The sequence below is a fragment of the Colwellia sp. RE-S-Sl-9 genome (assembly GCF_048296855.1).
Taxonomy (GTDB): domain Bacteria; phylum Pseudomonadota; class Gammaproteobacteria; order Enterobacterales; family Alteromonadaceae; genus Pseudocolwellia.
On sequence record NZ_CP182631.1, the window covers coordinates 3319720 to 3332423 of the forward strand.

The window sequence follows — 12704 nt, forward strand, 5'->3', positions numbered from 1 at the left end:
CATATTAAGAGGAATAGGTCAATTAATTTGGTTACACCTATACTGTAAACGAATCAGCAGTTTATGCTTATCGCTAAATTTACTTGTAAAAAGGGATGTTTTTACAAGTATTTTACCCACCATTGAGTTGTTCTTTTTTTATAAAGAGAAAAGGCTTTCGTCGGAAAATAAAGTAATACAGCTAAAAGTAGTGCTGCCGCCCAAATTTGCCAAACAAAATTAAAACCTAAAATATCACCATTATTTGGCCCTACCAAGGTATAAAAAATGCGGTAACCTATCAATAATATATACAGGTGCACTATGTAAAAAAACATAGGTGCGGCACCAAACGATTCTACAACTTTACTGTACTTATTATCTACGTTCTCTAAACAACCGAGTAATAACCATGCAATACCTAGAGTCAGTAATAAATAGTTTAACGATGGTGGGTATTTACTGTAATTAACAAAAGACTTAATGGTTTCAATTGTATTTATACCTGTTGTCCAATCAAGCGTTTCGCCGTATAAATTAAACCCTCGTAGTATTATTAATAGTATTAAAGCGCTAAAGCCTGCGACGAATAATGTTTTTTGGCGCTTGGTTGACGATATGGCTTGTGAATATAAAGGGCCTGCGAAATACCCTAAGCAAATAACACCAATCCAAGGTAATACGGGGTAAGACGCTTTTACTTTAACCAAACCATCTGAAATAAGGTAGCCACGGTCGTGTAAAATAGTCCAAAGGGTATAGCCAAATTCATCAGGCGCAAAGCTAATTGGAGTTAATGCGTTATGACCAAATATAATCGCTAACCCCATAAAAGCAATGAGTTTTATATTCATTTTTACCGCAAGAGAAAGCACTATCATGCTCACTCCTATTGCCCACATTACTTGTAGATACAAAATATTGTATGTACCAAACCATGAAAAATTGATCAGTGTGCATTCAATAAAAATAATAAATAAACCGCGTTTAAATAAAAATGAGCTTGCTGAACGGGTAGGGTTATTATGTGGATGGGCATATAGCCAAGCCGAAAGTCCCGTTAAAAATACAAAAACAGGCGCACATAAATGAGCCGTCATTCGAGTAAAAAATAACTCTGTACTGGTTTCATTTAATGTCATTGGATCGGTAACATTTTGATGATAAAAAAAGCGCTCTCTTACATGATCTACCAGCATCAATAACATAACAAAACCACGTAATATATCGATAGAGGCAATACGTTTTTTAATCGTATCGCTTTGTGAACTTTGTATAGTCGTATTTACTTGAGTGTTATTTATAGTCATATTGTTAGTACATTAATTGATGTGAAAATATTATCGTGTCTAGTGATTAAAATTGATAATATACAGAACTGTGCAGCGCACTTCTTGTATTTTTTGTTTACTTGCCTCTTACTACTCATTAATAACTACCTTTGAAATACTAGATCAAATTTGATCATAGTATTTGGCTGTCACGACATATCTTAATTCGCTCTCACTTTTGAAGATATGTGTATAATCTTAAATGTTAATAAAAAGTAAAATAATACCATTAGCTGCTATTATTATTGATTGAAATCCTTCAAAATAGCGCCAGTGAAATTGATCAATCCTATTTTAGGGGAACGACATGGCAATGACAGAATCAACAATGATGGCGTTAGGTACTAAAGCTCCAGCATTCGCATTAAAAAATACTGAAGGCACAATGACATCGCTGTCAGACTTTGATAACGCGAAAGTATTGGTTGTTTTATTTATTTGTAATCACTGTCCTTATGTTATTCATATTGCACCTACATTAGCTGAGTTAGCTGAGCAATATAAAGAACAAGGCGTTCAATTTATTGCAATAAACAGTAACGATACAGATACCTACCCAGCTGACAGCTTTGATAATATGGTGAAAGAAAAAGCTTTACGAGGTTATTCATTCCCTTATTTATTTGATGAAACACAAGCGGTTGCTCAAGCATTTGATGCAGCATGTACACCAGATATTTTTGTGTTCGATCAACAACAGAAGCTTGCGTATAGAGGGCAATTTGACAATACACGCCCAACGCGAATTTCTTCAGGTAATTATGACTCAGGTAAATCACCAGCAACAGGCGAAGATTTAAAAGCAGCAATAAATGGCTTATTAGCAGGCAAGACACTAAGTGAAAACCAAATAGCTTCTATCGGTTGCAATATAAAATGGAAACAAGGTAACGAACCACAATATTAATAGAGTGAATTATTTCAGTAATACACTGGAAGCTCTCTGTTTTAACAATTCAAAGTAAATACAATTAAGGAATAACATGAAATTACGTACAATTTTAGTATCGTCATTATTAGTAACAACGTTTTCGGCTAACGCATTTGATTTTTTAGATACCATTAAAGAAGCTTTAGGTATGGGCGAAAAGCAATCAACTGAACAAGTTCAGACTGCAGCTGACGCAAAAGCAAAAGTTGAAGAGGTTAAAGAAGAGGCTGCGCAAACAAGTAATGATCTTGTAGGCTATGCATCTGAGAAATTAGGTTTATCTAAAGAAATGACATCAGGCGCATTAGGTGCTCTTTTTAAAGTCGCTAAAGATAATTTAGGTGATAACTTTTCTTCAATAAGTGAAGCTATACCGGGTGTAGAAAACTATATTCAAAATGCTCCTGAAGCGGCTAAATCTTCATTGGGTGGCTTAGCTTCTTCTTTAGGTAAAGGCAGTGAAGAAGGTCAAGCAGCTTTAAGCTTGGGTTACTTAGATTCAGCATTTAAAAAATTAGGTATTCCAAAAGAAACAGTTTTACCATTAGTAGATACGGTAACGAGTTATTTAGAACAAAATAATTATGGTACTGCTGCTGCAATGTTGAAAGAAGGTGTTAACTTTTTATAGTGCTTGCTAAAGGTTAGTAAGTCCTAATCTTGAAATGAGATTTTTGTATTTTATCGATTGAATAATGCACTTCATCGTAAACTACAAAGTCTCATTTTTTTATGTGAATTTTTTGTTAAATTAATTTGAACGAATATAAAATATCTACAAGCCTTATGTTTACTCGCTTATGTTTTTTTGTTATTTAAGCATGTCATATTTCTTTCAAAATAGTTTAATAATTGTCTGGTAATCATCAATAATTCTGGTAATCTTTTGTCACAATTAATTAGGTAGTTCACAAATTGAACAACACATTTAAAGCCTAATAATAAGTTTATCCACATAACGTATAAAAAAAATAATAAGTTAATCAAAGCCAATCTTTATTGATTTTGTTAATTAAAACATGAGTTTAACTATATTTTAGCGTATCGGTCATCAGATCCTTATGCGAACTCTCGATGTTTTCAACAAAGTTATCCACAATTAAAACTGACTTTTTACGTAATTTACTTCATATAGGTAGAGAGAATTAGCGGAATATGGCATTCTTGTTTCAAATTGTCTGTCAGTAAAAGATTATCATGCCAACATCATCACTATCTCCACTTATTTTAGTGGATGGTTCTTCCTATTTATTTCGTGCGTATCATGTTCCTTATTTACAAGCCTTGTCTACTTCTGATGGGCAAGCAACAGGTGCAATAACCGGTGTATTAAACATGCTAGGTAGCCTGAAAAAAGATTACCCTAATGGAAATATCATCGTTATTTTTGATGCAAAAGGAAAAACCTTCCGTAACGACTTATACCCAGAATACAAAGCAAATCGTCCACCAATGCCCGATGATTTACGCACCCAAATAGCGCCACTACATGAAATCGTGGAAGCCATGGGATTACCACTACTTGTTATTGAAGGCGTAGAGGCCGATGATGTTATTGGTACTTTAGCCCAACAAGCGAGCAACGCCGGAATAGAAACCGTAATATCTACCGGTGATAAAGACATGGCTCAGCTTGTTACCGAGCATGTGCGCTTAATTAACACTATGACTAACGTAGAGTTAGACGTTGAAGGCGTAAAAGAAAAGTTTGGTGTTCGACCTGATCAAATTATCGATTATTTAGCCTTAATGGGCGATAAGGTAGATAACATTCCCGGTGTTGAAAAATGTGGCCCTAAAACCGCCGTTAAATGGTTACTTGAGCATGAAACATTAGACAACGTAATTGCAAATGCTGACAGTGTTAAAGGTAAAATTGGTGAAAATCTACGTAATGCATTAACACAACTGCCATTATCTTATGAATTAGCAACAATAAAGTTAGATGTTGAATTAGACGTGAGTGCTACAACGTTAGCGCCTAAAGAGCGTAACGTTGAAAAGCTAACAGAGCTTTATACTAAATATGAGCTACGTCGTTTATTAGCCGATCTATCTAAAGGAGACACAAAAAGTAATGCAGGTGCTTCCACAGATGCAGTTGAAGCCGAAGAGCTTGTAACGGCATCAGATATTAAATCAGAATACGATACCGTATTAACTAAAGCTGCTTTTGAAGATTGGCTAAGCAAGCTCAAATCAGCAGAGTATTTTGCCTTTGACACTGAAACCACCAGTGTTAATTACATGAAAGCAAAATTAGTGGGCTTATCATTCTGTGTTGAAGCAGGCAAAGCGGCTTACGTGCCACTTGCGCATGACTATGAAGGTGCTCCAGAGCAACTTGAATTAGACTGGGTATTAGCTCAACTTAAACCATTATTAGAAGATAAACACCTTGCTAAAATAGGGCAAAATTTAAAATACGACGCCAATGTACTTTCTCATTATAATATTCAAATGCAGGGTATTAAATTCGATACCATGATTGAATCGTATTGCTTAAATAGCGTAGCAACACGTCATAACATGGATGCATTGGCCGATAAGTACTTAGGTTATAAAACCGTACATTTTGAGGATATTGCCGGTAAAGGTGCTAAACAGCTAACCTTTAATCAAATTGATATTGAAAAAGCCAGCCATTATGCTGCTGAAGATGCCGATATTACGTTAAGGTTACATCAAGCTATTTATCCTAAGTTAAGTCAATCTGCCGATCAGCTTAAAGTATTCAATGACATTGAAATGCCGTTATTACCTGTATTAGCACGAATGGAACAACATGGTGTATTGATTGATAGCTATTTGCTTGACGAGCAAAGCCATGCGCTAGGTATGCGTTTGAATGAATTAGAAATAGAAGCGCACAATATAGCCGGGCAAAACTTTAACTTGAGTTCACCTAAGCAATTACAAAAAATATTGTTTGAAGAGTTAAAAATTCCCGTTATTAAGAAAACGCCAAAAGGTGCTCCTTCAACCGCTGAAGAAGTGTTACAAGAGTTAGCGCTTGATTATCCTTTACCTAAAATAATTCTAGAAAACAGAGGATTAAGTAAACTTAAATCGACTTATACAGACAAATTACCTTTATTAGTTGGTGAAAAATCAGGGCGTGTACATACCTCATATCATCAGGCAGTTACCGCAACAGGTCGTTTATCTTCAACAGATCCAAACTTACAAAACATCCCGATTAGAAGTGAAGAAGGGCGTAAAATTCGTCAAGCCTTTATTGCGCCTGAAAATCATAAAATTGTCGCAATCGATTATTCTCAAATAGAATTACGTATTATGGCGCACTTATCTGATGATCCAGGCCTAGTGTCTGCTTTCAGTAAAGGGTTAGATGTACATAAAGCAACGGCGGCTGAAATATTTTCAGTACCATTAGATGAAGTAACTACTGACCAACGCCGCAGTGCTAAAGCGGTAAACTTTGGTTTAATTTATGGAATGTCGGCTTTTGGTTTAGCTAAACAACTTGATGTTCCGCGCCATAAAGCACAAGAGTATATGGACACTTATTTTGAACGATACCCTAATGTACAAAACTATATGGAAGATACTCGTCAAAATGCTACTGAAAATGGTTACGTAGAAACCTTGTTTGGCAGACGTTTATACCTACCGGATATTAAGTCTAAAAACGGTATGAGACGAAAAGGTGCTGAACGCGCAGCAATAAATGCACCTATGCAAGGTACAGCGGCTGACATTATTAAAAAGGCTATGCTAAATGTTGATGCTTGGATTGAAGAGCAAAATGATCCCCGTATAAAAATGACCATGCAAGTACACGATGAATTAATTTTTGAAATTCATCAAAATATTGTAAAAGAAACTACTGAAAAGCTTGTTCAGCTTATGAATGACGCGGTTAGTTTAAGTGTTCCATTGATTGCCGAAGCGGGTATTGGTAATAACTGGGACGAAGCACATTAGCTAAAGACTATAAATGGATTGATTTGGTGTAAAAGTACAAAAATGTAATTTATTTACATTTTTAGCTTTACTTATATAGAGCTCTTGCTCTATAATTCATTTTGTTCCCGATGTGAACACTTGTTGTAATAATTGTAATTTTAAGCTTTCCTCATAGCTACTATACCGATGACTCTGTTGTCGGTTTTTTTTTGCCTAAATTAAAGTTATATAAAGAAGTAGTCTGAATTAACTTTTATTTTTTATTCTTATTTCTCACTAGGCTTCTGTTTTTATTCGTTATAATTTATTTAGTTCCTTTTTCATAAGCCTAAGCTCTAGTGCTTCTATAAGTAATAAAATGATTTCTGAGTAATTTTTTATTTTGTTATCAATGAAAAATAAAGGGATAATTTAGCGATTCAAAGTAAATAAAATCGTCTAAGAAGTTAAAAAGAATAAAAATATACAATATGTAATAAAATTTCATAAATGGTGTTTTATTAGTTTTTGAAGAGGGAGTTAATTACTTTTTATGTTTCTGCCTTTCATTGCTTTTTATTTAAAATTAAAAAGCAATACAGTTACAGCGTGTTTTTAATAGCTATTTAAAATTTTCAATGCAGTGCAATGTAAAAAACTGAGTGATATCCAGAGAGGTTAATTTAGATTATTTATCGCTTACAGGATCTACAATAGGGGTTATTGTTGGGGGTTTAGATCGACCTGATTTACGTAGAGCATCTCGTAACACATATTCAATTTGCGCATTTAAACTACGTAGTTCATCGTCCGACCAACGTTGCATAGCATCTAAAATTTCTTCATTTATTCTAAGCGGGTACGCTTTCTTTGCCAAAACACATTCACCTTACGTCGACTAACGTCTTATACCAATCGCAATACCCCATTTATTCTTCGTATAAAATAGGTCCATTCGTTAATGCCTTTGGTATTATTTATTTCGATAGCGCTTTTAAATCTTAAGTAATATTTATAAAGTAATAAAAGCGCTATAAATTAAGAGTTAACAAAATACTTAGTACAAGCTACCAGCGTTAATTACAGGTTGTGCTGCATCATCGCTACATAATACAACAAGTAGGTTACTTACCATAGCGGCTTTACGTTCTGTATCTAATTCAACAATATTACGCTCTGATAATTTTTGTAGCGCCATTTCAACCATACCAACAGCTCCTTCAACCACTTTTTTACGAGCTGAAATAATTGCCATTGCTTGTTGGCGACGTAGCATAGCGTTAGCTATTTCTGGTGAATACGCTAAGTGACTAATACGTGACTCTATAACTTTTACACCTGCCTTTTCGAGTCGATTTTGTACTTCTATTTGTAAAGCATTTGAAATTTCTGCAGGGTGACTACGTAATGTTAGACCTTTATCATCTTCATCTTCATGATTCTCATAAGCATACGTTGTTGCTAAATTTCGTAATGCAGATTCACTCTGAATGGAGACAAAATCTTCGTAGTTATCTACCTGAAACACAGCTTCAGCAGTATCTACTACTTCCCAAACAATAATGGCCGCTATTTCTATTGGGTTACCATTTTTATCGTTGACTTTTAATTGGCCACTTTCAAAGTTGCGAACACGTAAAGAAACTCGCATTTTTGTATAAAAAGGGTTAGCCCATCGTAACCCTGGCTCATGTACTGTGCCAGCATACTTGCCAAAGAACTGCATAACTCGACCTTCTTTGGGGTTAACCATAAAAAATCCAGCCCAGCATATACCTATAATAATGTTAGCTATTACGCCAAGCAAAACAAGCAGAGCATCGGCATTTTTTAATGCAAAAAATGTTAATACCAATGCTGTTACTTGTAATAGTAGTAAAACAAAGATCATAGGGATCCCGCTAGGTGCTTTAATTTCATTTTCAGTAATCATAACTCTTCCTTAAAACCAAAAGTGATATCATAATGATATCACTTTTGGTTTTTGTCAATAATAGTTTTGAAAAGAAATTGCAAAAGTTTTAAAACTAAGTATTGGAAAATAAAGAAGGATGTTATTGCAAATTGAGCCTCACAAGGCTATTAAGAGGAGGGCATTTTTATTAAACAAGTAATTGTAAATAAAAATGTCTACTACTGGTTAATAGTGTGCTTTTCGGTTTTAATAAAGCTATTGCTATTCAAATCTCATTGATTGTTCTCTTTAGGAGCTTTAACGTTGAAAAAATGGACTCTGCCATTACTTATTACTTGCTTAGCCGCTTGTGAAAGCACATTACCTTATTTAGATTCAAAAACTGACAGCCACAAAGTTGCAGGCATTACCTTCGTTGAAGAAGTAAAAAAATCTGGTCATGAAACCGTGATCCCATATGAGAAATATATTTTAGATAACGGTTTAACATTAATTCTTCATACTGATAAATCAGACCCATTAGTGCATGTAGACATGACCTATCACGTAGGTTCAGGTAGAGAAGAGGCGGGTAAATCAGGTTTTGCTCATTTCTTTGAACACATGATGTTTCAAGGTTCTGAACATGTAGCAGACGAACAGCATTTTAAGTTAGTAACTGAAGCGGGCGGTACCATGAATGGTACAACTAATAACGACCGTACTAACTACTTTCAAACGGTTCCAGCCAATCAGTTAGAAAAAATGTTATGGCTAGAGTCTGATCGCATGGGCTTTTTAGTGGATGCAGTTACGCAAGAGAAATTTGAAGTACAACGCGAAACGGTAAAAAACGAACGTGGTCAACGTGTTGATAATCGTCCTTATGGCCGTGTAAATGAACGTATTTCACAAGCGTTATATCCAGAAGGGCATCCGTATTCTTGGCCTGTTATTGGTTATATGGAAGATTTAGATCGCGTTAACGTAAACGACCTAAAAGCTTTCTTTTTACGTTGGTATGGCCCTAATAACGCAACCTTAACTATTGGTGGCGATATCAATACTACCGAAACATTAGCATTGGTCAAAAAATACTTTGGTAGTATTCCTCGTGGGCCTGAAGTAAAAATGCCAGAAAAACCCACTTTTGAAATAAAAGAAGACCGTTACATTTCAATGGAAGATAATGTTCATCTGCCACTTATATATATGTCGTATCCAACGGTTTCAGTACGCGACGAAGATGAAGCGCCACTCGACTTATTATCAAGCATACTTGGTGGCGGTAAAACGTCATTGTTCTATAAAAACTTAGTTAAAAATCAACTCACGGTACAAGCATCGGTCAGTCATCCTTGTTCAGAGCTTGCCTGTACTTTTAATTTGTATGCTTTGCCTCATCCAGCTTCAGGTAAGTCGTTAGCGGATATAGAAAAAGTAATGAGAGACACATTAGTAGAATTTGAATCACGTGGCGTAGAAGACGATGATTTGATCAAAGCAAAAGCAAATATGGAAGCGAGCTTTGTGTTTGGCTTACAAAGTGTGCAAGGAAAAGTGAGTCAATTAGCTGCCAATCAAACCTTTAAAGGTAATCCTAACTATATTGAACAAGATATTGCTCGCTATGCTGGTGTCACTAAAGCTGATGTTATGCGTGTGTATAAAAAATATCTTAAAGGGAAGCATGGCGTAATTATGAGTGTTGTACCTAAAGGTAAGCTTGATATGGTTGCAGCACAAGACACCTTTAAACCAAAAGAGAGAACTTTTGATCGAACAGCCACCACTTCGGCAGACGCTATTAAAGTACGTAAGGTTAAAGACAACTTTGACCGGAACCTTATGCCTATAGCTAAAGCCAATAAACCTGTTGATGTTCCGCAAATGTGGCAAAGGGAATTAGCTAACGGCATTAAAATATTAGGTACTCAAAGCACAGAAACGCCCACCACATCGTTATTACTTAAAATTCCTGCGGGTCATTACTTTGAGTCTAAAGATAAAGCCGGTTTAGTAACGTTATTAGCCGCTATGTTAAATGAATCAACCACCACGCGTAGTGCCGAGGATATGAGTAACGAGTTAGAGAAATTAGGCAGTTCAGTTAATATTTCCTCAACGGATCATTACTTAACCATTAGTGTAAATGCATTAACTAAGCATTTAACTGAAACAATGGCGTTAGTTAATGAAAAGCTGATGCAGCCAGCCTTTATAGAAAGCGACTTTGTACGTAACCAAAATAATGCGATTCAAGGCGCTATAAACAATAAAAAAGATGCGGGTTACTTAGCTGCAACGGCTTACCGACAGCTGTTACATGCAGACAATATAGCAGCCACACCAAGTGGTGGTTCTGAAGCTAGCTTGAAAAACATTACTTTAGCTGACGTAAAAGCGTTTTATAACAAACAAATAAAACCTAAAGACGGGCAAGCTATTGTTGTATCTGACTTACCTGAAAAAGACATACTTAAAGTATTCGATGTATTTAAAACATGGCAAGGTAAAGGCGAAGAGCTTGATTTGACGTTACCTATATCTGATACAAAAATGGGCGTTATTTACCTTGTTAATAAAGACGATGCGGCACAATCCGTTATTCGAATAGGTAAGCGCTCAATTACTCAAGACATTACGGGTGAGTTTTATAAATCGTACTTAATGAACTTTCCTCTAGGTGGTGCTTTTAATAGTCGTATTAACCTAAATTTACGTGAAGATAAAGGCTATACCTACGGTGCTCGTTCATACTTCAGCGCAGACAAACTAGCCGGTGCTTATACAGCCAGTGCTGAAGTAAGAGCTGATGTTACCGACAAGTCGATTGTTGAATTTGTAAAAGAAATTAAAAATTACGCTGAAAACGGTATTACAGCAGAAGAGCTCGCTTTTATGCGTAAAGCAATAAATCAAAAAGATGCCTTAAAGTATGAAACCCCTCATGCAAAACTAGGCTTTTTAGCGCAAATTTTAGAGCATGATTTAACGCCAGATTTCGTAAAAAAACGTACCGAAATTGTAGAAAATATTACAGCTGAAGAAATTAACGCCTTAGCTAAAAAACACCTTAACCTGAAAGAAATGCTGATGGTGGTAGTAGGTAATGCTAGCGTATTAAAACCGCAACTTGAAGCATTGGGGTATGAAGTGATTGATTACGATATTTGATGGAGTGATTAAGTTAAATATTAAATACGTAATAGCTCAATTAAAAAACCTGCAATAATGCAGGTTTTTATTTATATAACAGTAAATTAACATCTATAAAATCGCATACCATGGAAAGTATATGCAGCATCGGTAACTTTATATGTCACATCAAATAGAATGCCTATGTTCATTATACTGCGCATCTAATATTCCACTATAAGAAACAAGGTTCCCCAAAAGAGGGTAAGTAAATGCAACATGGAATTTGTATTTCCCATTTTCAATCGTTTTAAATGCTTTAGACTTGGGGATTAGCCATAGTGGTATTGGAATACCAAATAATGAAATATGTAAACAACGCCAATACCAACCACCATTAATAATGTCTACTGTTAGTTTCATTGTTATAGGTCCTGTTTTTTCTAACCAATAGCCATTGGTAATATTATTAACAGGGGTAAATAATGATGCTACAAGGTTATTATCATTAAACCTTCTGTTCCAGTGTAGACCTTTCTTTGAGTGTGAAATAGCAACACGTAGTTTATGTACTCCTTGTTCAGGAAGTTCCATTTTTTTAGCTAATCGCTTACCTATAAAACCTGATAAGCCGGTGCCATAGATTATATCAACATCACCTAATAACTCTCCTCCAAATACATGAAGCTTCTGTAAAAGGGGATCTAAATTCACAAAATCTTTATCAAACCAGTGACTGACTATCTTGTTTTGCAAATGAACCTCTGAAACGGTAAATAACTAGGAAATATAAAAGGGTATAGAAACGTGAAAATGCGAACAACATTTATTTTTAATAAAATGTTTATACTGTCCATTTTTTTTACACAAATTTCATAATAAATAAAAAAGTATATTGAATACAATGCATTACAGTGTGGCTTGATTTGTGCTTTATATTTTATAAATACAACAAATAATTGGAACATAAACATGAAAAAATATTTAGCATTGATAGCTATGCTTATAATTTGCGGAACAGCAAATGCAGGACTAATAACTTTGTCTGAAACTCAATCACAAACAGTTGCTGGAGAAAATTTTGTTTTTAATTTTTCTGCTTTAGCGCCTTCTGATGGAAGTGGTGGTGTATTGGAGTTCTTAATTAGAGGTGATTTTACTATTGGTGCTACCCTTGGTGAATCCTTTGATTTTGATGTTGAATCTGTTCTAAGTGGTTCTGGAATTCAAGCGACAGCAAGTAATTTGGTTACAAGTTTTAGTAGTGATGATAATTTATTTAAAGTGTCTCAGAGCATATCTGCTGCAGATTTAAATTTATTGTTGAATGACTCTTTAATAGTTGTAAATGTGGATTTTGCAAGCGGTGTTAACCTAAACCTAAGCACAGCATTTATTACAACTAGTATTCAATATAACGACACACTTACATCTGTCCCTGCGCCAGCATCACTAATATTATTTGGTCTTGGTTTAGTTGGATTTGCTTTATCAAGAAGAAAGTAATTAAGATAAATTAAAT

At 35.0% G+C, this 12704-nt stretch carries 9 protein-coding genes; 5 read left to right on the top strand and 4 right to left on the bottom strand.

The annotated features are described in order from the left end of the window. Positions 1 to 101: 101 nt before the first annotated feature. Positions 102 to 1289, bottom strand: a complete 1188-nt coding sequence (locus ACM9HF_RS14325) for an acetyltransferase domain-containing protein (protein ID WP_473610059.1) — start codon at positions 1287 to 1289, stop codon at positions 102 to 104. 334 nt (positions 1290 to 1623) lie between these two features. Between ACM9HF_RS14325 and ACM9HF_RS14330 the strand changes: the two genes are divergently transcribed. From ACM9HF_RS14330 to polA, 3 genes are all read left to right on the top strand, one after another. After that, the gene (locus ACM9HF_RS14330) at positions 1624 to 2217 is read left to right on the top strand and encodes a thioredoxin family protein (protein WP_473610063.1); all 594 of its coding nucleotides are present in this window, start codon (positions 1624 to 1626) and stop codon (positions 2215 to 2217) included. Positions 2218 to 2293: 76 nt separating this feature from the next. After that, the gene (locus tag ACM9HF_RS14335; protein ID WP_473610067.1) at positions 2294 to 2872 is read left to right on the top strand and encodes a DUF2780 domain-containing protein; all 579 of its coding nucleotides are present in this window, start codon (positions 2294 to 2296) and stop codon (positions 2870 to 2872) included. Between the two features lie 566 nt (positions 2873 to 3438). Next, entirely contained in the window at positions 3439 to 6189 is a 2751-nt protein-coding gene (polA, locus tag ACM9HF_RS14340) for a DNA polymerase I (RefSeq protein WP_473610071.1), read from the top strand. A 649-nt stretch (positions 6190 to 6838) separates the two neighbouring features. Here polA and ACM9HF_RS14345 read toward each other — a convergent pair. Together ACM9HF_RS14345 and ACM9HF_RS14350 are read right to left on the bottom strand one after the other, a co-directional pair. Then, positions 6839 to 6976, bottom strand: coding sequence for a type II toxin-antitoxin system antitoxin (locus tag ACM9HF_RS14345; protein ID WP_473618312.1), 138 nt, complete (start codon positions 6974 to 6976; stop codon positions 6839 to 6841). Between the two features lie 231 nt (positions 6977 to 7207). After that, positions 7208 to 8083 carry an SPFH domain-containing protein gene (locus ACM9HF_RS14350; protein WP_473610075.1) on the bottom strand — a complete coding sequence of 292 codons (876 nt, stop codon included), beginning with the start codon at positions 8081 to 8083 and terminating at the stop codon, positions 7208 to 7210. Between the two features lie 285 nt (positions 8084 to 8368). Between ACM9HF_RS14350 and ACM9HF_RS14355 the strand changes: the two genes are divergently transcribed. Then, positions 8369 to 11221, top strand: coding sequence for a M16 family metallopeptidase (locus ACM9HF_RS14355; RefSeq protein ID WP_473610078.1), 2853 nt, complete (start codon positions 8369 to 8371; stop codon positions 11219 to 11221). Positions 11222 to 11371: 150 nt separating this feature from the next. On the opposite strand, the gene ACM9HF_RS14360 is transcribed toward ACM9HF_RS14355, so the two are convergent. After that, positions 11372 to 11938: a DUF4166 domain-containing protein gene (locus tag ACM9HF_RS14360; RefSeq protein WP_473610082.1), complete on the bottom strand. Its 567-nt coding sequence runs from the start codon at positions 11936 to 11938 to the stop codon at positions 11372 to 11374. Between the two features lie 216 nt (positions 11939 to 12154). Between ACM9HF_RS14360 and ACM9HF_RS14365 the strand changes: the two genes are divergently transcribed. Beyond that, complete coding sequence (locus ACM9HF_RS14365; RefSeq protein WP_473610085.1) at positions 12155 to 12688, top strand: PEP-CTERM sorting domain-containing protein; 534 nt, start codon at positions 12155 to 12157, stop codon at positions 12686 to 12688. Positions 12689 to 12704 lie beyond the last annotated feature (16 nt).

Excerpts from the sequence above, each read along its gene's own strand:
- ACM9HF_RS14325 (WP_473610059.1), bottom strand. The coding sequence starts at position 1,289 with ATGACTATAAATAACACTCAAGTAAATACGACTATACAAAGTTCACAA.
- ACM9HF_RS14330 (WP_473610063.1), top strand. The coding sequence starts at position 1,624 with ATGACAGAATCAACAATGATGGCGTTAGGTACTAAAGCTCCAGCATTC.
- ACM9HF_RS14335 (WP_473610067.1), top strand. The coding sequence starts at position 2,294 with ATGAAATTACGTACAATTTTAGTATCGTCATTATTAGTAACAACGTTT.
- polA (WP_473610071.1), top strand. The coding sequence starts at position 3,439 with ATGCCAACATCATCACTATCTCCACTTATTTTAGTGGATGGTTCTTCC.
- ACM9HF_RS14345 (WP_473618312.1), bottom strand. The coding sequence starts at position 6,976 with ATGCAACGTTGGTCGGACGATGAACTACGTAGTTTAAATGCGCAAATT.
- ACM9HF_RS14350 (WP_473610075.1), bottom strand. The coding sequence starts at position 8,083 with ATGATTACTGAAAATGAAATTAAAGCACCTAGCGGGATCCCTATGATC.
- ACM9HF_RS14365 (WP_473610085.1), top strand. The coding sequence starts at position 12,155 with ATGAAAAAATATTTAGCATTGATAGCTATGCTTATAATTTGCGGAACA.